The organism is Colwellia sp. RSH04 (genome assembly GCF_003545765.1).
In the GTDB taxonomy this organism is placed as follows: domain Bacteria; phylum Pseudomonadota; class Gammaproteobacteria; order Enterobacterales; family Alteromonadaceae; genus Colwellia.
On sequence record NZ_QXIO01000009.1, the window covers coordinates 123,809 to 145,393 of the forward strand.

A 21,585-nucleotide genomic window follows, 5' to 3' on the forward strand; every position below is an offset into this window, starting at 1 on the left:
TTCATAGTATCGAGTTAAAACCCACGCCATACTTTTGTACGGCGTGGGTTTTATACACTTAAAAAGCATTACAATTTAGGCAGTAATTCATTATGGATAAAGTAATCAAGAAAATTGTTATTGTCGGTGGCGGCTCTGCTGGCTGGATAACAGCAGGAACTATAGCGGCTCAATATGCAAAACAACCAAATTCTTTATTTGAAATTACTTTAATAGAATCTCCGCAAGTTAGCTCTATTGGTGTAGGTGAAGGTACGTGGCCTTCAATACGAAATACCCTTGAGCGAATAGGCATTAATGAAAGTGCTTTTCTACAGTGTTGTGATGCTTCCTTCAAGCAAGGATCAAAATTCATTGGGTGGAATAACGGTCGAAAAGATGACTATTATTATCACCCTTTTATGACTCCAAAAGGCTATGGTCATGTTGATTTATATTCTCACTGGCAAACCTACCATAAAGAACAAGCCTTCGCTGATGCTATTAATATTCAGAGTCATGTTTGTCAGGCAGGACTTGCACCAAAACAATTGTCCACGCCTGATTATGCTGCGGTGACTAATTATGGCTATCACTTAGATGCCAAAAAATTTGCAGCACTACTTAAAGAACATTGTATTAACACATTAGGTGTAAAGCACCTTTATGACCACATTGACAGTATAGAATCAGACAATACTGGTGATATACATAAATTACAGACAAAAGAGCACGGTTGTATTCACGGTGATTTATTTGTTGATTGTACTGGTCACCTATCATTGCTACTAGGTAAGCACTTTGAAATTCCACTCATTAATAAAGAAAATATATTATTTAATAACAGTGCTCTTGCGGTGCAAGTTCCCTATGAAAGCTTAAATGAAAATATTGCATCAGCAACATTGTCTACAGCACAAGAAGCAGGTTGGATATGGGATATCGGGTTAACCTCAAGACGTGGTGTTGGTTATACCTATTCAGATAAATACATTACAGATGAAAAAGCAGAACAAGCGCTTCGTCGTTATCTTAAATGCTCAATTAGTGATGAACTCTCTCAATCGCTAGCCGTGAAAAAAATCAGTTTTACTCCTGGGTATCGTGAGAAGTTTTGGCATAAAAACTGTGTTGCAATAGGCATGTCATCTGGCTTTATTGAACCTTTAGAGGCATCGGCACTCGCAATGATAGAGCTATCAAGCTCGATGCTTGGAGAAGAATTACCGACTACCCGAGCTCATATGGATATTATCGCAAAACGCTATAACAAGCGCTTTACTTATCGCTGGGAGAGAGTCATTGAGTTTTTAAAGTTACATTATGTATTAAGCCAACGCACTGACAGTAACTATTGGCTTGATAATAAAAAAGATAGCTCAATACCCGAAAGGTTAAAGTCATTATTATCTTTGTGGCAATATCAATCACCAAGTCGCTATGACTTTATTCAAAATGAAGAGATATTTCCATCGGCGAGTTATCAATACATTCTTTATGGCATGGGCTTCAAGACTCAACAACGTGTCACGCCAAGCAGCAGACAAAACACGCCTGCTCTAGCTAAACTATTTGATGAGGTGAAAACCCAACAAGCCCAATACTTAGCTGCATTGCCCGCGAATAGAACGTTATTGTCGCAACTTAGTAGTAAATAAATCATTGTAAAAATTCATTTAATAAAAAGTGAGAAGTATATGAAAAAAATTCAACGTGTAATCATTGCTGGTGGCGGAACCGCAGGTTGGATGGCAGCTGCTGCTTTTTCAAAGTTATTAGGTAAAAATCTACAGATAACGCTAATTGAATCTGACAATATCGGTACTGTTGGCGTTGGTGAAGCGACCATTCCTCCCATTAAGACTTTTCACAAATTACTCGGTATTAATGAACAAGAGTTTATGCGTGAGACCCACGCAACCTTTAAGTTAGGAATAGGTTTTGAACACTGGAATAAACTCAATGATAATTATATTCACTCTTTTGGTATGACCGGTAAAGAATGCTGGGCTGGAGAGTTTCACCACTTTTGGCTTCATGGAAAAAGTAAAGGAGTTCATGCTCCCTTCGGTGACTATTGCTTTGAACTTCAAGCCGCAAAAGCAAATAAGTTCGCATTAAACCAAAACGTACCAATAAATTATGCTTATCATCTAGATGCAACATTATACGCTCAATACTTAAGAAAATTCAGTGAACAGTTAGGTGTTCAAAGAGTTGAGGGGAAAATAACCAATGTAAGTAAACAGGATGCAACAGGTGATATTGCCTCTTTGACTTTAGACTCTGGGGCAGAAATTGAAGGCGACTTTTTTATTGACTGTACAGGCTTTAGAGGATTATTAATAGAACAAGCCCTCCACACAGGTTATGAAGACTGGTCACACTGGTTGCCAGCAGACAGTGCTGTCGCTGTTCAAACATCTTCTGTCAATGAACCTATTCCTTATACACGCTCAATCGCACGAGAAAGTGGTTGGCAATGGAAAATTCCACTACAAAACAGAGTGGGTAATGGTTTAGTTTATTGCAGTAAATTTCTATCTGACGAGCAAGCAAAAGCACAATTACTTAGTAATATTGAAGGGGAAACAATTACAGAGCCTAAAGTCATCAAATTTAAAACAGGAAGAAGACGAAAAGGTTGGAACAAGAACTGTGTCGCATTAGGTTTATCCTCAGGATTTATTGAGCCCTTAGAATCAACCAGTATTCATTTAATTATGTCTGGTATTATTAGGTTATTAAGACTCTTTCCTTTTGATGGTATTGAGCAGTCTGCTATTGATGAATACAACAGCAAGCTTGATTCCGAACTAAACGCCGTCAAAGATTTTATTATTTTACACTACAAGGCGACATCAAGGACTGATAGCGAATTTTGGCATCATTGTCAGCGATTAGAAATACCTGACTCCCTTACCCATAAAATGAACCTATTTAAGAGTACTGGCCGTGTATTTCTTGATGATGGAGATATTTTTAGAGTCGATTCATGGACACAAGTAATGCTTGGTCAAGGAATATTGCCAAATCAATACCACCGAATTGCCGATATCATGAATGATAAAGAATTGGAGAATTTTCTCTCTGGTCTTCGTCAATCAATAAGCAATGCTGTAGAACAACTGCCTAGTCATGCTCACTTTATCGACCAATATTGTCGTTCCAGATAAAGCCTAGCTTATAGAAATTTGAAGAAAATGTAGCCTTAATAGAAAAATTTAAGACTATATTTTCTGGCTTTATTTGCTCTACATATAACAATAAAAATAAAGCACAAATGATAGCGCTACCACCCCTCGCTATTTTCATTAATCATATTTAACACATAAAATACCAAAATAATTTTACCCTATAATTACCCCTCCTAACTCACCTTTTAATTTTTCTTTAAATTTCAAACAAATAAACTTATCTTTAATTCAGTACCTCTAAAGTTGTTGACCTTTTAGTGATAAAACACTAACCTAAATGTAAGCGCTTACACGAAGTATTTTTTCTCCGTGTGAAATGTGCATTTAAAACGATAATTTAACAATACATAGGTAATACAAATATCATGGCTAAGCTTTCACTACCCGCTAATTCTAAAATGAGATCTAACGAATTTATATATGGAGTAGCTACCGCTTCATTTCAAATTGAAGGCGGAGTTAATAAGCGTTTGCCTTGTATATGGGACACATTTTGTGCTCAAAAAAATACCATCGCTGACAATTCAAATGGCGATATCGCTTGTGATCACTTTAATCAATGGCAATCTGATATTGAGCTTATTGACTCGTTAGGTGTCGATGCATATAGACTATCAATTTCATGGCCAAGGGTAATCAATAAGTCAGGAGAGCTTAATCAGGAAGGTGTTGATTTTTATTTAAATATTTTAAATTCACTCGCGCAAAAAAATATAAAAGCTTTTGTAACTTTATATCATTGGGATCTCCCCCAACACATTGAAGACAATGGTGGTTGGTTAAATAGAGACACCGCTTATTTATTTAGAGACTACGCAGATAAAATATCAGCAGCATTAAAAGGGAAAGTTTATTCATTTGCTACCTTAAATGAACCTTTTTGCAGTGCATACTTAGGCTATGAAGTAGGAGTTCACGCTCCGGGTATTAAAGGAAAAGAGTACGGTAAAAAAGCAGCTCATCATTTACTACTTGCTCATGGATTAGCTATGCAAGTGTTAAATAAAAACTGCCCTGACAGTAAAAATGGTATCGTTTTGAATTTCACGCCTTGCTATCCAGAAACAAATTCTTCTATTGATGCAAAAGCTGCAAGTTATGCAGATGATTACTTTAACCAGTGGTATATTAAACCATTATTCGATGGGCAATATCCTGATATCATTAATCAAATCCCTGATGAACAACAGCCTGCCATTCACGATGGCGATATGGACATTATCTCAGCTCCATTAGACTTTCTCGGAGTTAATTTTTATACGAGAGCGATTTATCGGGCTGATAAACATGAGCACTTTTTCCAAATTGCTCCACCAGAGCCTAGAACTGATATTGGTTGGGAAATATATCCGAAAGCATTTTCAGAATTACTTGTGTCACTCCATAATACATACTCATTACCACCAATTTTCATCACAGAAAATGGTGCAGCAATTGATGATAAGATAGAACAAGACCAAGTAAACGATATCGATAGAATTAATTACTACCAAGCACATTTAACGGAAGTAAATAATGCCATAGAAAGCGGAGTCAATATTAAAGGATATTTTGCATGGAGTTTAATGGACAACTTTGAATGGGCTGAAGGTTATTCAAAACGTTTTGGCATAGTGTATGTTGATTATATCACTCAACAACGTACAGTAAAGCAAAGCGGAATTTCTTATAGCGCAATGATAAGCCAAAGATAATCATTATGACAAAACTTCACATCAAAGAAAAACTCTCTTATGCTATGGGAGACGCTGCCGCTAATCTAGTATGGCGTGGTGCCCTTGCTTATTTAGCTGTTTTTTATACGGATACTTTTGGCTTAACAGCCGCTGCCGCTGCATTGCTCTTTTTAGTGGTAAGACTCTCCGATGGTATTTCAGACATTATCATGGGAATGATAGCCGACAGAACTCAAACCAAATGGGGAAAGTTTAGACCTTGGATCCTCTGGTCTACCCCATTACTGGCTTTATTCATGATACTTTGTTTCACCACCCCCAATTTCAGTGATACTAATAAGTTAATTTATGCTTATATCACCTACATAGGTTTAACTCTTGCTTATACGTTGAACAATGTCCCTTACTCAGCCTTAATGGGCGTTATGACTCCTGATGATAAAGAAAGAACCAGTTTATCTGGTTTTAGGTTTGCAGGAGCCTTTGCTGGTGGTTTACTTGTTATGGGTTTTTTACCCGATCTCGTCAGTTTATTTGGTCAAGGAGATAGTGCATTAGGTTACCAACGCACTATGTATTTTTTTGCGTTTATATTAACAATACTTATGTTAATTACATTTTCAGGCACAAAAGAAAGAGTTACGTCAAAACATGAGAGCGCTTCTACTTCATTAAAACAAGAGCTACTAGATTTATCAAAGAGTTTGCCTTTTATTGTATTGCCTTTACTTGCCATGACCTTATTTTTCTATTTTCGAGAGGTTTACAGTGGGCTATTTTTTTGCGTAACAATGATCGGCGTTGGTTTGCTAATTCAGCGAGTCAAAAAAATAGATTCAAACCAACTTAGCTCCAGTCAAGTCGATATGGTAAATCTGTTAACTAATAAGCCTTGGCTTATCTTATTAGGCATCGGCTTTTTAACCATGATGTTCAACGGGGTTAAATATGGTGTTATTGCTTATTATTTTAAATATCAACTTGGTGATGAATTATTAGCAGGAAAATACTTTATCGCCTTGCTCGTTATTTCAATCTTTGGCGCTCTTTCAACTGATTTTTTCGCTCGGTACTTAGGTAAAAGTCGGTTGTTAATTATATCGCTCATACTAAGCGGTTCCCTTACCGTTGGCTTTTATTGGATACCAACAGATAATTTACTTGCGGTATTTGCTTTAGGCTGTAGTGCCGAGTTTTTTGCAGCCATGATGCCTACACTTTATTTTTCTATGCTTGGAGACTCCGCAGATTACTCTGAATGGAAAAATGGCAGAAGGGCAACAGGTTTAATTTATTCAGCAGGCACCTTTGTACAAAAAACAGGTGGCGGATTTGCTGGTGCACTTGTACTCGTTGTACTTTCAAATTATGGCTATAATGGCATGGATTTAACTACTATTTCTGGCGCCCTTCCCGGCATGACATTATTAATGAGCTGGATCCCAGCTAGTTTTGCTTTTGCTGGCGCACTATTAATGTTGATGTACCCATTAACAAACCATCATAATGAAATAATTTCTGCTGAATTAGATCAAAGGCGTCTTGTCACTAGCACAATATAAATGCATTTAAAACACCAGACTAGCTATAGTGCTGATGTAAATAAACATGATAGAATTTTCTTTTTAAAGAAAGATAAAAAAGCAAAACACTTTATCAAAAAAACAGGATTTTTATGGCGACTATATATGAAGTGTCTAACCTAGCTGGTGTCTCTTTAGCAACGGTATCCCGCGTTATAAATAATAATGCGCGTGTTAGCGACAAAACAAAGCAAAAGGTGCTAGATGCTATGGTTCAGCTTGGTTATAGACCAAACTCAATTGCTCAATCATTAGCTTCTAACTGCAGTAATAGTGTTGGCGTATTAGTGTCTGAATTAAATGGTGCTTTTTTCGGTCAAATGATGGCTGGAATTGAAGCGGAGTTAAGAGCCGCAGGTAAACATGTCATCATAACGACTGGTCATAGTGATGAAGAGAAAGAAAAAGAAGGTATAGAGTTTCTTATTAGTAGAAACTGTGACGCCTTAATTGTGCATGTTGAGGGACTATCTGATGAGTACCTTATTGAGCTAACTAAAGGGTCTACACCAATCATTTTTATGAGTCGCTTTGTTGAAACAATTGAAAATCACTGTATCAGTTTAGATAATGAATTAGGTGGATATTTAGCGACAAAAAATTTACTTGAACATGGCCATAAAGATATTGCCTACATCGCAGGTCCCCAAGTAAAACCTGATGCAAAAGCACGATTTACAGGTCACCAAAAAGCCTTACAAGAACACGGTATTGCTTTTGATAATACGCTATATTTTGAAGGTGACTTTTGCGAGACCGGTGGTATTGATGGATTAAAATACTTTTTAGATAATGGCGTGACTTTTACATCGCTAGTTTGTGCCAATGATGAAATGGCTTCTGGCGCCATGACCTACGCAAGAGAGCATGGTATTTCATTACCACAAGACTTATCTGTTATTGGTTTTGATAATATTATATTTTCTCGTCATATTTACCCTAAACTCACGACAATAGATAACCCTGTCGGCGAAATGGGTCATATGGCCGCTAAATTAGTTTTGAAAAACGTTTACAAGAAAACCGATGAAGATATCCAATACTCTTTTGAACCAACCATTATTGACCGAGATTCTGTCAGTAAGATTAATTAACAAATAAAGTTGTTTTGTTAAGCCAAAGACAAGCTATTGGCAACAAATCCAATATAACTAGGTGAGAAATAGCTTACTAAACAACCTTGTTTATTCTGATCTAAAAATTTATTAATCTATTCGAGAGAGTTCATCTAATGTTTGCGTACAAGCAGGAAATTGCGTTACGTAAAACTCTTCAACTTCAGGCCATTGTTCACAATGCTTAATAACCCTTTTTTCAAGTAACGTACAAGCATCGGTAAATTCACGGTTTCCGGTATTAAGCTCAGACAGGCTATAATGATATGCCGCTAAATCATCTGCGGCTTTGACAATGGCTTTAATCTCTTTATTTACTTGCGATTGTATAACAATAGGCGCCATCGCATCATGCAAATATTTAGGTAACCCTTGATATACCATAGACTGTTCCACTTCACGTTCTATTTTTTTTATTTGCGCAGTCAATTCTGGGTTATGATATTTTAATGGGCTGGGCAAGTCTCCTACCCCGCCAGATTCAGAAGCTTCATGATATAACGCGGCAACCGCAATATCCGCAGAATTATAACGTCTATTAAATTTTATTTGACCAATCAATGCAATTTGATGACTTATCACTGCCACATCAAATGAGTGTTGAGAACATGTTTCAGATTCACGAAAAGTCATCAAAGGCCAGCGAATAATCTTGCGCAACCTTAAAATCCATGCGGTAAAGCTACCTTCTTTATGATGAAACACTTATTTCTCCTATGTTAAGGGGGGGGAATATTTTCATGATCTGTTTTATTTGTAAGAAAAAGCATTACAACCAGAACGAGTTATAAATCGCTTTCTCATTCAAAGCGAATATCACAAAAAATAAAGCGTAAAAAACATATATATTTATTAACTATAATTACTCTTTTTGCACAATAAGTTAAGTCAATTATGATATTTATTTACTACATCTTAAGTAGTTCAATTACTTGAACAAGAATCTTATATTGTATACATTGGTGTTTTTTACATAATTATATAATGAGTAGTAAATGATTAAAAAAATCCCGTTTCTCTTAACCGCAGCTAGCATTGCGCTATTAAGTGCTTGTGCTGGTCATCAAAAAAGTCCCTATGAGAATAACGTTTCAGTGAATTTATCTAGCGCGATGAAACAGCCTATGATTAACCAGCTGCTTGAAACAAATTTAGATACGTTATGGAGTCAAGATTTTAATCATTATCAGAAAGGTTTATTAAAACAAGTTTCTCATGCCATATCTTTGCAAGCTGTTAAAGGCGATTTAAATTCAGCCTCTCTAGATAAGTTAAGTTTTTATTTGCGAATATATAGTAGTTTTGGACCAGATAAGGAGTGGCAAGATGGCAGTGAAATAGCCTTAAATAATGCACTAATCGCCTTACAAAATATGGATGGCTTTTATCAACTCAATGATAAAACCGCAAGGTTACATGAAAATTATGCTGTTGCCCTTTATCGCTTATATTTTTTAGAATCGATGCAACCATATATATCGGCACACATTGAACCCTTAACAAAGCTTATAAACCTTTACAGTAATACCGCATTATCAACAGATTCAGCTTCAAACACAGCTCAGCAATATGCCCTTTGGGAAGTACTCAGAGCAGCTGCTATTTTGCCCTATGAAGCGAGAAGAAAAAATAAAGCTGATAATTTAAATGATATTAACAAAGACAATAAGCTTCAAAATGCCTTAATTAATTTTATTAACTCAAATAACGCCATTATTAATGAACAAGACTGGCCTACACAACATGCTGCTTGGGCTTTGGGGCAATATTATAATATTTATAACAAACAATATTGGAATGAATATTACAGTAAAACAAAAGAAGAACGTGACCTATTAGATAAAGACAAAACCTCATTACCTGTTGAAAAAGCCATGACAGAACTAGATCACCAACTATGGGCTGCTCTGGAAACATTTGGTCAAACACACAACAAAACTGAACAAGAAATTAAAACACTTTTCAGTATTCCATATGTTGTTTCAACCTTTCGAGGAAAATCAGAATGTAAGGAAGGTAGTTTAGCTGGTCGATGTATTGAGCCCACAATTAAAGAAGCGTTACCAATTAAACATGTTTGCTCTGACAGCTTATTTATTTTAACGCAAAAAATGACCACGGCTCAGCTTAATGATTCGTGCAAACAATTAATTGGTCAAGAAGCTGATTTTCATGAAAAATTAGCCACTAATAATCAACCTGTTGCCAACGACTTTAATGACCAATTAAGGGTTGTTATCTTTAACAATGCGGCGGAATACAATAAATATGGTCAACTGGTATTTGATATTCACACCGATAACGGAGGCATGTATATAGAAGGAACAACGCAAGATCCTGACAATATTGCAACCTTCTATTCATACGAGCACTTTTGGGTAAGGCCTGAATTTAAAGTATGGAACTTACATCATGAATATGTTCATTATCTTGATGGTCGTTTTATTAAGTACGATACCTTTAATCACTTTCCAAGCCATATGGTATGGTGGTCTGAAGGCTTGGCTGAATTTATATCAAAAGCAAATAACAACCCTAAAGCCTTTAAAGTACTACTCGATACCGATGAAGATAAATGGCTAACCTTACAGCAAGTTTTTGATACAGAGTATAAAGATGGTACCACGCAAGTATATCAATGGGGTTACCTAGCCGTAAGATTTATGTTTGAAAAACATAAAGAGGATTACCATCAGTTAGCACACTTTTTAAAAACAGACTTCTTTAAAGGCTATAAGAAATTACTTGATGAGTCAGGTAAAAAATACCAAGAAGAATTTCATCAGTGGTTAAAAGATAATAAAGATTTAGGTAAAGAGACTGAAGCGACTATCGATCCACAAAAACCTCGTCAGTTCTATCGCTATACCTATAAAGATTATTTACAACCAGAGCACTTAATAGAAAATAATAAGCACATGCATTGGCAATACTGGCATGCAAATGCGTTAAATAAGTAGGAACGCACAAAAAAGCTTAACCGTTCTAAATGAGTACGGTTAAGCTTTTAAAAAACAATAACTGCATTAAACTTGATCTGGAAACTCTTCTCTAATTTTCAAAAACTCATCAAAATTATCAATGACGATATCGACAATCTGTTCATCAAATTTTTTATTTTTTTCATCGATTAAATACGCTCTAATTTGCTCATTACCCCAGATTTTTTTATAACATCGCTTTGAACCCAACGCATCAAATACATCAGCAACTGCCATAATTCTTGCTTCTAAAGGTATTTCTTCACCCTTAAGCCCTTCAGGGTATCCACTACCATCCCAATTTTCGTGGTGATATTTTGCTAACTTAGCGCCAAGTTTTGATATGCTAACGGATGACTTATCAAGTAATTCACCTCCTACTTCGGCATGAGTTTTCATGATTTCCCACTCACTTTCATCTAAACTTGCTGGTTTATGTAGAATAGCTTCAGGAATTGAAATTTTGCCTAAATCATGTAAAGGCGCAGCTAAAAATATTGCATTGACATACTCATCATCAAGGTTCATTTTACGTGCTATTAACTCACAAATAATAGCTACACGCTTCGCATGAGCCCCTGTCTCTTTACTCCTTGCTTCAACGGCCTCACTGACAATAAACATTAATTCTTTTTGAGTTTTTTCTATCTCTTTTTGCTTAGTTAGACTTTCTAATATCAGTGCAACATTAGTGGCGAATAATTCAGCTACACTTGCTTTAAAATGTTCATTGTCATCTTCAAACTCTATATACAGAACCGACGCAGAATTTACACCCGCTTGATAATAGCCAACAAAACACTCATCATTACTAAAATGAGATTTATCATTAAATACTTGCTGAATTTTTTCTTTGACTTCAGCATCAATATTTGAAGATTCAAGAGAGTCAGATTCACAGACGTATTTACCTGTACATGCAATGATTGAACTAGTGACCTGTTGTGCAAAATCAACTTGATTTCTCGCGATATAAAGTGCGGAACTATCCACATTCATAAGTGCTAGTAAGTGATTAAGTGCGGCCGAACCGAAGGGTCTAAGTTGATTGATTTTCAATAAATCATGGGTGGCTTCTATTAAAATTTTAAACGCATCGAGACTACGTTGAATAGTCATTATATCGCGATATGCGCGGATACTCGCATAAACAGTAGTGATCATTTTGTTCGCGGTAAAATCGGTCTTTTCTTTGTAATCATTGATATCAAAATCTCTGATTACTTTCGCTTCAGGAGCAGTACCCGCTTGACCTGTTCTCAAGATAAGCCTTATCGCTTGGTTTTTATGGCTTTTTCTAATCCATTCAACGAGTTCAAGCCCCGCATGATCAGTCTCCATCACAACATCGACAAACGCCATGCAAAAGCTGTTATCTATTTCTAAAATGCTTTTTGCTTCTTCGCTGCTGTAGGCTGACACGATTTCTAATTTTCTATGTTCGACCTCAGCATCAGCCAGCACTAATTTGGTTACTTGGTGAACAGAGTCATCATCATCGACAACTAATATTCTCCAGTATTTATCACCCTTTTTAGGTTCAATTTCATCTTCTTCAATTTCATCTTGAAAAATAAAGTCACTCATTTAATTTTTATATATTTTGGGAAACTTATACTTAGTGTAATTCAGATAACGAAAAATACGAGTAAAGAAAGAAAAAAAAACGGCCGAAGCCGCTTTTATATAGTTGTTTATTTTAATAAATATTTCAAAGTTTACTAAAATTGAGCAACCACTTGTTCAACAACATCTTTAATCGCTTTACCGGGTTGCTCTGTATCATTAGATGATAACCGTTTTGTTGCCCACCCATGCCATGCAGGTTGACGAGTTTTAACGTCATAGACATCAATAGCGAGTTTACCTTGAGTATACTGTCTTACACTCGTCTCGGTACCCATATGCATACTTCCGTAATAACCTCGGCCCCCGTAATAACCTCGACCCCAGCCAAAACCTGTGTTGTAAGTGGCAGGATAACTATTTACCTTTATTTTATCTCTACTACCTACCGTGTAAGAAATAGTAAAATCAGCCTGTTCAGCGTCTGTAATTAATTTATATCCCTTTGCAATGAATGCCTCTTCAATGGCTTCATCCACACGAACTTTCATCACTGGATTAAAGTCTGCTGGTGGAGCCATTATTTTAGCTTCGGTTAGCCAAGCAAAGGTTTTGTAATTCATTGTGTCTACATCGGCGTTGCGATCAAACGACACTTTTGCTTGATTTGCAGTACAACCTATCATAATTATTGATATTGCAATTATCATCAGTGTTTTAACTTGGCTCATAATTTCCTTCCATTTATGGTAATAGAGATCTATAAAATACTCTTATTACACAATTAAACTGTTATTTAATGTATCTAACCCCAGATCGGAAAAGTAAATAGCTCCTTAGTTGCTATCTCCACAAGTTTAACAATTTCAAACTGTTAACTTATCTCTTAACTCTAGCTGACATTATCTAAGTATTAATATAAAACAAATAGATAAACTAATACAGCACTGACCTTTATTAATTATATAAAAACATTTTTGGAATCAAGCTTTTCCATGTTGTCAAGTTTCTCGTAGAATTTTAAGATAGCGTAAATATAAACATTTCGTATTTAATGGTTGACAGATGAAGCTAAAGCCTTAAAAATAGCACCATATATTTGTATTCAATGTTAAGAAATTTAATCATGTTAAACACAAATCTAAAACTCGTCGTCCTCAATGTGGTAGTGGTTGTCAAATCATTGCTGGGGCTTCGTTGCGTTTAACTTAACAAATAAACTAACAACAACAAAACCCCGCTCTAATTAGGATCGGGGTTTTTTTTTGAATATAAAACAAGCTTACTATTTTTTGGATGCTATGCATAAACCAAGGTGACGATATGACAACAGAACTTTTTACCGGTGCAGAGATGGTAGTTAAATCTCTTTCAGCACTTAATGTAAAATATATATTTGGCTACCCAGGGGGATCCGTATTAGATATTTACGATGCAATTTTCCAGCAAGATGAAATAGAGCATATCTTAGTTCGACATGAACAAGCTGCGACCCATATGGCTGATGGTTATGCGCGAGCAACTGGTGAAGTTGGTGTTGTTTTAGCAACTTCTGGCCCAGGGGCAACAAACTGTGTAACGGGCATAGCAACTGCCTATATGGACTCTATCCCTATGGTTGTTTTGTCAGGTCAAGTTGCTACATCATTGATTGGAAACGATGCTTTTCAGGAAACTGATATTGTTGGCTGTACTCGTCCAATCATAAAACACAGCTTTAATTGTAGAAGCTTAGCGGACATTCCAGACGCTATTTCAAAAGCATTTTATATTGCCAGCACGGGAAGGCCTGGACCGGTCGTTGTCGAACTTCCAAAAGATATACTTGTTCCGCAAAACAAAGGAACCTTTAGTATAAATACTGATGTGAAGATGCGCTCTTATAATCCAAATATTAAAGGCCATCCAAAACAAATAAAAAAAGCGGTTAGCACAATAAAATCGGCTAAGAGATTAGTTATATATTCTGGCGGTGGTATTGTTCTATCTGATGCCTCCCATTTACTCACTGAGCTTGTTGAAACACTAAAAGCCCCCATTACAAATACCTTAATGGGGTTAGGCGGGATTTCAGGCACCCATGACAATTTTATTGGCATGCTAGGTATGCATGGCAGTTTAGAAGCAAATAAAGCAATGGCCAATGCTGATGTCATTCTCGCTTTAGGTGCTCGTTTCGATGATAGAGTAACTAACAACGTAGAAAAATTCTGTCCAAATGCAACAATCATTCATGTTGATATTGACCCAACCTCTATATCTAAAACGATCAACGCACATATTCCTGTTGTTGGCTTAGTTGATGTGGTTATTAAGCAAATGCTTGATGAGCTTAACTCTACAGGATTTACCCCTGATGAAAGTGTTTTAGCCCCTTGGTGGCAGCAAATTAACTTGTGGCGCAATGTAAAAAGCTTTAGCTATAAGCAAGATAAAAACGAGAAGATTAAACCTCAACGGGTTGTTGAAGCCATGTATAAGATCACGAATGGTGAAGCTTATATGGCTTCTGATGTAGGTCAGCATCAAATGTTTGCCGCGCAATATTATCCTTTTAAAAAACCAAGACAATGGATAAATTCAGGCGGCGCTGGCACCATGGGTTTTGGCTTACCTGCGGCAATGGGCGTAAAGCTTGCGTTTCCTGATAAACACGTAATATGTATAACAGGTGACGGCTCTATACAAATGAATATTCAAGAGCTATCGACATGTATGCAATACAACTTGCCTGTAGTGATTGTCGCTTTAAATAACCGTTCTTTAGGTATGGTAAGGCAATGGCAAGACATGGTGTACGACGGAAGACATGCATCTTCTTATATGGAGTCGCTGCCTGACTTTACCAAACTTGCTGAATCATATGGTCATGTAGGTATAAAAATAGATACCTTATCTGAACTAGATAGTAAGCTAGAAGAAGCATTTAGTATCAAAGACCGCTTAGTCTTTGTTGATGTGTTAGTCGATGAAAAAGAGCATGTTTACCCTATGCATATTCGAACAGGCGCAATAGATGATATGTGGTTATCAAAAGGAGTAAAAGCATAATGCGACGTATTTTAGCTATTCTAATGGAAAATGAACCAGGCTCACTTTCTCGCATTGTTGGGTTATTTTCTCAACGCGCTTTTAACATTGAAAGTCTTACTGTAGCTCCTACTGATGATGCAAGCTTGTCTCGCATGACTATAGCGACAAAAGGTGACGATAAAGTATTGGAGCAAATAGTTAAGCAGGTAAACAAGCTCATTGATGTGATAAAGATTACAGATATAACCGATAGAAAGCATTTAGAGCGTGAACTTTTATTAATAAAAGTCGCCGCGATGAGTGATAAATCTCGTACTGAAGTGAAACGTATCACTGATATTTTTAGAGGTGCAATTGTTGATATTGGTAAGCAAATTTATACGATTCAACTTACTGGTGATGCTGACAAAATAAATGCCTTTATTGAGACCTTGAAGAATGAAACAGAGATTGTTGAATCAGTTCGTTCTGGTAGTGTTGGTATTGCGCGAGGAGAAAAAGCGCTAAGAATTTAGCCCTGTTCAAGCATTACCAACATGTTATTCGCAGGGTTAATATCATAACGTATAAAACACAAAAGAGGTTAACACCTCTTCTGTGTTTTACCTTTTCACCTTACACACTAAATTATATGGGAAAAGAAAATAATAAACGAAAAGCACTAAAGTCATCACTAAATCGATAGCTAAGCCCCAATCTATCAAAGCCTGCCCATGAGTATCCAATCACGTTATCAAATTTCAACGTTACACCAAACTCCATTGAATTTGATAAAGTAACATTAGAAACACCTGTATCTAACAAAGACTTTTGAGAGTTAAGTTCAACATCATCGAAGTACCAAAAGGCTGTGGTAAATATCCGTGGTTGAAACGAATAACTAAGCACCTGGTACTTGAAAGGCAAACCTATATCTAACCCCATTTGAAATGCTGCATACGAATCATGAACACTAAAACCATTACCATGATAAGCCGCATAATAAAGTCTAGTGGCCCAAATTGAGTCCATATTTTGAAAAGTAAAATTATATAAAGATGAAATTCCAGCAGAATGAACGCTTACGTTAAAGCCACTGGTAAAGTTTTTTGCATAGCCATAATCTAAATAGGTTTCAATCGCAAGGTTTTCTGAATATTGGTAACTTAAGGCAACACCTGGCGTAAATGTCGCTGTGCCAACTTCTGAGGGGAGCTCAACACTAGGGATATCTGAAAAATCAAAATCAAAAAAACCTAAAGAAAGTGGCAACCTTAAGCCATAGGTCGTTTTTCCTTCTGTATCTATGTCATAAGCAAAAGGTAAATTAATGATGCTCGCATTTTGGCCTGTAGTTCGGTATATACCACTACCTAAGTAATTAGCATAAGCATAATGAACAACGTCAAGCTCTCTATCAATATCATCGTCAGCGAACACCTTGCAAAACGGCAACATCAACAAAATGAAAAAGCTAAATAACCTAAAACGATATAGTCGCATCTAAAAATCAATCACTCTTAACATGATGTAAATGAATATCTTGTTGTGGAAACGGAATGCCCACGCCTTGTTTATCAAACTGCTCTTTAACTTCTCGAGTTATATCCCAGTATACATCCCAGTAATCAATAGTTTTCACCCAAGGACGACAAACAAAATTAACCGATGAATCAGCTAACTCATGAACTTTAATGATAGCTTTGGGGGCTTCTAATACTTTAGCGTGCTGCTCTACTATCTCCTCAAGGATTGCTTGCGCCTTTGATAAATCATCCCGATAACCAATACCAAAAACTAAATCTACACGGCGTGTTTCACTACCTGTGACATTGATAATCGTCGTGCCCCATACATTATTATTTGGTAATATTAGGTGTTGGTTATCAAACGTTTTTATTGCTGTTGATAATAGTGTCATTGAATCAACGGTACCAACAACACCATCAATTTCTATTACTTCTCCTACATCAAATGGGCGGTATATTAGAATAAGCATACCACTAGCAAAATTACTTAACGTACTTTGCAATGCTAAACCTATCACTAATCCTGCCGCACCAATCAAGGCTAATACAGGCGCAACATTTATACCTATTATGGTTAACGACATAAGAAAACCTATCGACAAGATAATTCGCCTAACCATAACCTGAATAAAGTTTTTAAGTAAAAATGATATTTTTTTATTACGATTTAACGCTGCATCTGTAATACCGCCAAAAAACATGGCTATTAAGTACACAATAAAAAGAGAAAATATAAACTTAATAATGTTTGATAGCCACAACTGACCACCTTCTTTGGAGTTAAGCCACCCCTTGAATGTTAACCATGTCGCATTTCCATCTGACAAATCAACATTAGTTGTTTGCAATGCCTTCGCATAAAGCTTTAAATCACTTGCCTCTCCACCTTTAGATTCCCAGTGAGATAGTACGATATTGAACCGCTCTAGAACGGCGTTTTTCTCTTCCCTAAGCTGGGTCAAACTTGCTATAAGTGTCTTTCTTTTTTCTTGTAACTTAACAGCAAAATCATTTGCTTGCTCAGAAAGTGCCGATAAATTATTTTGTTTTGACTCCAATGAAGCTATCGCTTTATTAGCTTTTTCATTATTTAATTTCTTCGATAATGCCTCTAGTTGATTTAGATCCTCTTTTACCTCTAACTTTATTTCGTTAACACTATCGTTTGTTGCATCAGTTGAGGTGACGATTTCAACTGCGTCGGAACTTGCATCGGCAAGGTTTGTTAACGCTTCTACACCTTCTTTTTTTTGGCTGACTAAAATTTCAGCTTCACTGAGTATCGTTGCCTTATTTTTAACAATGACTAACCACGCCTTTACTTCAATTTCTATTTCATCTTTAAGCAATGGTAAAAGTGCTAACTCTAATTCGCTTACTGGTACATTAATATTCTGAGACGTTATCGCGGTATAGGTTTCATCACCTTGACTCGCAAATAAAGGGAAAGGTTTAAATAAAAAAAGTAAACTAAATAAAATAATTAACACTTTACTCGTTTGGTTTATTATCGAACGATTTGTATACTTCATTTACCTTCCCTTTATATATAGCTTTTGGGGATTGAAAAATAAAAAACCTGTAGCTATTAAAATAGCTACAGGTTTTACTTTAAGACTCAATTGAATTCATTAATAGTGATCTTAACCCGATATTTTAGCCCAAGTATCACGAAGGCCAACCGTTCTGTTAAAAATCAGCTTTCCTGATTCCTCAATTGCATTATCTAAACAAAAATAACCTTGTCTTTCAAACTGGTATGCTTGTTCTGGCTTAGCATCTTGTAAAGCAGGCTCAACCTTAGCGTTTTCAATAACGACTAATGACTCCGGGTTCATTACGCTATAAAAATCATCAGCAGCAGCAGGGTTTGGTACTGAAAATAACCTATCGTATAAACGTACCGTTGCATCAATTGACTTATCGGCATCAACCCAATGAATTACCCCTTTTGGTTTAGTGCCATCAGTAGGATTTTTTCCTAAGGTCTCAGCATCGTAATGACAATAAACAGTCGTAATATTACCTTGCTCATCCTTATCACAGCGAGTTGCCGTTACCACATATGCACCACGTAAACGTACCGCTTTTCCTAAGACTAATCGCTTATACTTTTTGTTAGCTTCTTCTTTAAAATCTTCAGCTTCAATAAAAAGTGTTGAACTAAATGGCACAGTTCGCGTACCTTGGCTTTCATCACTTGGATGATTCTTAACCGTTAACGCTTCTGTTTTATTTTCTGGGTAATTCTCAATCACTAGCTTTATTGGATCTAAAACAGCCATCGCTCTGGGTGCGTTATCATTTAAATCTTCTCGAATACACGCTTCGAGCACACTCATTTCAACGGTATTGTCCATTTTAGTAACACCAATACGTTTTGCAAACTCACGCAAAGAGGCTGGCGTATAACCGCGACGTCTAAACGCTGCAATCGTTGGCATTCTTGGATCATCCCAACCGTCAACAAGCTTTTCATCAACCAAGGTGTTCAGTTTACGCTTGCTCATTAAAGTATATTCAAGATTCAAACGCGAAAACTCATACTGACGAGGCACTGCTGGTACCGATACATTCTCAATAACCCAGTCATACAAACGACGGTTATCTTGAAACTCTAACGTACAAATAGAATGAGTAATTTTTTCAATCGCATCTGATAAACAGTGAGTAAAATCATACATTGGGTATATACACCACTTATCACCCGTTTGGTGATGATGGGCAAACCTTACACGATAAATAATAGGGTCACGCATGCACATAAAACTAGAGCTCATGTCTATTTTTGCACGAAGTGCACAAACACCTTCTTCGAACTCACCATTTTTCATTTTTTCAAAAAGCGCTAAATTCTCTTCAACACTCGTATCACGGTAAGGGCTATTCTTACCGGGTTTGTTTAATGTTCCACGATACTCACGAGTTTCTTCTGCGTTTAAGAAGCAGACATAAGCGAGCCCTTTTTCTATTAACTCAACAGCATACTTATAAAGTTGCTCAAAATAATCAGAAGAATAATGGATATCTCCTGCCCATTCAAAGCCAAGCCACTGAACATCTTTTTGTATAGCATTAACGTAATCAATATCTTCTTTTTCCGGGTTTGTGTCATCAAAACGGAGATTACAAAGCCCATTATAGTCCTGAGCAATACCAAAATTTAAACAAATGGCTTTAGCATGTCCAATATGTAAATATCCATTAGGCTCAGGAGGGAAACGAGTCTGCACGCTCGTATGCTTACCACTAGCTAAATCAGCATCAATGATCTGACGAATAAAATTGCTTGGGCGGTTTTCTGTATCCGACATTTATATCTAACCTCGAAAAATAAACGTTAACATGCTTAAAATAGCATTCATTGCCAGCATTATAGCAAGTGTTTTATTAAGGGAATAGCGTCTTTAGGTGATAAATAGCCGAATAATGACGAATAGTTAAGTTAACAGCCACAATCAAATAATGTGCATAAAAGAATGAAACAAGTTGCTAAAAATATTTACATGAAAATAGTATCGTAAAAATACGCCACACTCATTGCAGTATTAATAAATAATAACGTTTTATGGCACATTTACCGCTATGTAACTATATTTACTAACATAACTACAGGAGTTCACTATGGACAAGTTCTTAAAAACGGCAATTGAAGAAGCTCAAAAAGGTCAAGGTAATGGTGGAATTCCGATTGGCTCTGTCCTTGTAATAGACGGTGAGATTGTTGGACGTGGTCACAATCAACGAATTCAAAAATGCAGTTCAGTGCTTCATGCGGAAATGGATTGTTTAGAAAATGCGGGAAGGCTAAAAGCAAACGACTATAAACGTGCAACCCTATATTCAACATTATCTCCTTGTGATATGTGCAGCGGCGCAATACTTTTATATGGTATCCCCAAAGTTGTTATAGGTGAAAATAAGACATTTCAAGGCCCTGAAGAATATGTTCGCTCTAAAGGCGTTGAACTTAATATTGTAAATGACAGTGAATGTATCAAGATGATGGAAACATTCATAAAAGAACAACCTGAACTATGGAATGAAGATATTGGTGAATAAAAGGAGATAAAGTGTTCAACGTATCACTTGTTTTGTTCTCCCCTATATGCTTTTATACAATAGTCATAACGAATATTAGATAGTTAATGTCCAAAAAATTACTGTTAATATCACTGTTTGTCTTTATTTATCTCTTTATAAGTAAGCTTTATGCTGCTGAAAATATCATTGTGGGTGGATACATATTCCCCCCTTTTGTAGAAAAAGATAATAATGGTAAAACAAAGGGCATTACTCTCGATTTAATCAAATCACTTAATGAAATTCAAAACAAGTATCACTTCAGTTTTATACTGACCAGTGCAAGAAGAAGGTACCTTGCTTTTGAGCAAAAACAATTTGATGCATTATTCTTTGAAAACATATTATGGGGCTGGCAAAATCACCCAGTACAAGCATCAAAAGTCTTCCTATTTGGCGGTGAAGTTTTTATTGCGTTAAAAAGCAAAGCAAAAACACAAAATTACTTTAACAGCTTAGAGGAAAGGTCTATTTCTGCCATGTTAGGCTACCATTATAAATTTGCTGACCTTAATTCAGAGCCAAACTACTTACGCTCTAAATTCAACATACATTTATCTACCGATGAAAAAATGAATATTCAACTCGTATTATCAAATAGAATGGATATTGCCATTGTTACTAAATCTTATTTGGATAGGTTTTTATTAGAAAACCCGTCAACAAAATCTAAACTATTAATATCAAGAAAATTAGATCAAGAATACAAGCATACAATATTACTCCGAAAGGAAGTTTCTCTTGATATTGATGAAATGAATAGCTTCATCGATAAACTCGTTGAAACAGGTAAGCTGAAAACAGTGCTCAACAAATACGGAATTAAGTCTTAAATCATCGACTATTTACTATAAAGCGTTAGTT

Annotated in this window: 16 protein-coding genes; 10 read left to right on the plus strand and 6 right to left on the minus strand. The window is 36.1% G+C overall.

What is annotated here, in order from left to right; translation table 11 throughout:
* Window positions 1–92 precede the first annotated feature (92 nt).
* The 5 genes from D1094_RS14530 to D1094_RS14550 all read left to right on the plus strand — a co-directional run bounded on the left by D1094_RS14530 (window position 93) and on the right by D1094_RS14550 (window position 7,529).
* On the plus strand, window positions 93–1,637 hold the full coding sequence (locus D1094_RS14530; RefSeq protein ID WP_118960835.1) for a tryptophan halogenase family protein: 1,545 nt from the start codon (window positions 93–95) through the stop codon (window positions 1,635–1,637).
* A gap of 39 nt (window positions 1,638–1,676) precedes the next feature.
* On the plus strand, window positions 1,677–3,155 hold the full coding sequence (locus D1094_RS14535) for a tryptophan halogenase family protein (RefSeq protein ID WP_118960836.1): 1,479 nt from the start codon (window positions 1,677–1,679) through the stop codon (window positions 3,153–3,155).
* 386 nt (window positions 3,156–3,541) lie between these two features.
* The gene (locus tag D1094_RS14540) at window positions 3,542–4,870 is read left to right on the plus strand and encodes a GH1 family beta-glucosidase (protein WP_182440202.1); all 1,329 of its coding nucleotides are present in this window, start codon (window positions 3,542–3,544) and stop codon (window positions 4,868–4,870) included.
* A 5-nt stretch (window positions 4,871–4,875) separates the two neighbouring features.
* Window positions 4,876–6,414, plus strand: coding sequence for an MFS transporter (locus D1094_RS14545; RefSeq protein ID WP_118960838.1), 1,539 nt, complete (start codon window positions 4,876–4,878; stop codon window positions 6,412–6,414).
* Between the two features lie 113 nt (window positions 6,415–6,527).
* Window positions 6,528–7,529 (plus strand): LacI family DNA-binding transcriptional regulator, encoded by a 1,002-nt coding sequence (locus D1094_RS14550; protein WP_118960839.1) that lies wholly within the window; start codon window positions 6,528–6,530, stop codon window positions 7,527–7,529.
* A gap of 111 nt (window positions 7,530–7,640) precedes the next feature.
* Here D1094_RS14550 and yfbR read toward each other — a convergent pair whose 3' ends face one another.
* Window positions 7,641–8,255 carry a 5'-deoxynucleotidase gene (gene yfbR, locus D1094_RS14555; RefSeq protein WP_118960840.1) on the minus strand — a complete coding sequence of 205 codons (615 nt, stop codon included), beginning with the start codon at window positions 8,253–8,255 and terminating at the stop codon, window positions 7,641–7,643.
* A gap of 290 nt (window positions 8,256–8,545) precedes the next feature.
* On the opposite strand from yfbR, the gene D1094_RS14560 reads away from it, so the two are divergent.
* A complete protein-coding gene (locus tag D1094_RS14560) occupies window positions 8,546–10,510 on the plus strand; it encodes a collagenase (RefSeq protein WP_118960841.1) in 1,965 nt (654 codons plus the stop codon).
* 66 nt (window positions 10,511–10,576) lie between these two features.
* Here the strand turns inward: D1094_RS14560 and D1094_RS14565 are convergent, their stop codons facing one another.
* Window positions 10,577–12,118 carry an HD domain-containing phosphohydrolase gene (locus D1094_RS14565; RefSeq protein ID WP_118960842.1) on the minus strand — a complete coding sequence of 514 codons (1,542 nt, stop codon included), beginning with the start codon at window positions 12,116–12,118 and terminating at the stop codon, window positions 10,577–10,579.
* A gap of 134 nt (window positions 12,119–12,252) precedes the next feature.
* Window positions 12,253–12,828 (minus strand): DUF4136 domain-containing protein, encoded by a 576-nt coding sequence (locus D1094_RS14570; protein ID WP_118960843.1) that lies wholly within the window; start codon window positions 12,826–12,828, stop codon window positions 12,253–12,255.
* A gap of 592 nt (window positions 12,829–13,420) precedes the next feature.
* Between D1094_RS14570 and D1094_RS14575 the strand changes: the two genes are divergently transcribed.
* Together D1094_RS14575 and ilvN are read left to right on the plus strand one after the other, a co-directional pair.
* Window positions 13,421–15,148, plus strand: coding sequence for an acetolactate synthase 3 large subunit (locus tag D1094_RS14575; protein WP_118960844.1), 1,728 nt, complete (start codon window positions 13,421–13,423; stop codon window positions 15,146–15,148).
* Window positions 15,148–15,645 carry an acetolactate synthase small subunit gene (gene ilvN, locus D1094_RS14580; protein WP_118960845.1) on the plus strand — a complete coding sequence of 166 codons (498 nt, stop codon included), beginning with the start codon at window positions 15,148–15,150 and terminating at the stop codon, window positions 15,643–15,645. Before D1094_RS14575 ends, ilvN begins: the two co-directional genes overlap by 1 nt.
* A gap of 112 nt (window positions 15,646–15,757) precedes the next feature.
* Here the strand turns inward: ilvN and D1094_RS14585 are convergent, their stop codons facing one another.
* From D1094_RS14585 to glnS, 3 genes are all read right to left on the minus strand, one after another.
* Window positions 15,758–16,549, minus strand: coding sequence for a hypothetical protein (locus D1094_RS14585; RefSeq protein ID WP_147361082.1), 792 nt, complete (start codon window positions 16,547–16,549; stop codon window positions 15,758–15,760).
* A gap of 70 nt (window positions 16,550–16,619) precedes the next feature.
* The gene (locus D1094_RS14590) at window positions 16,620–18,170 is read right to left on the minus strand and encodes a mechanosensitive ion channel domain-containing protein (protein WP_118960847.1); all 1,551 of its coding nucleotides are present in this window, start codon (window positions 18,168–18,170) and stop codon (window positions 16,620–16,622) included.
* Window positions 18,171–18,281: 111 nt separating this feature from the next.
* Window positions 18,282–19,952, minus strand: a complete 1,671-nt coding sequence (gene glnS / locus D1094_RS14595) for a glutamine--tRNA ligase (RefSeq protein WP_118960848.1) — start codon at window positions 19,950–19,952, stop codon at window positions 18,282–18,284.
* A 310-nt stretch (window positions 19,953–20,262) separates the two neighbouring features.
* Here glnS and D1094_RS14600 point away from each other — a divergent pair, with 310 nt between their 5' ends.
* Together D1094_RS14600 and D1094_RS14605 are read left to right on the plus strand one after the other, a co-directional pair.
* On the plus strand, window positions 20,263–20,700 hold the full coding sequence (locus tag D1094_RS14600) for a nucleoside deaminase (protein WP_118960849.1): 438 nt from the start codon (window positions 20,263–20,265) through the stop codon (window positions 20,698–20,700).
* Between the two features lie 86 nt (window positions 20,701–20,786).
* Complete coding sequence (locus tag D1094_RS14605) at window positions 20,787–21,554, plus strand: ABC transporter substrate-binding protein (protein ID WP_118960850.1); 768 nt, start codon at window positions 20,787–20,789, stop codon at window positions 21,552–21,554.
* Window positions 21,555–21,585 lie beyond the last annotated feature (31 nt).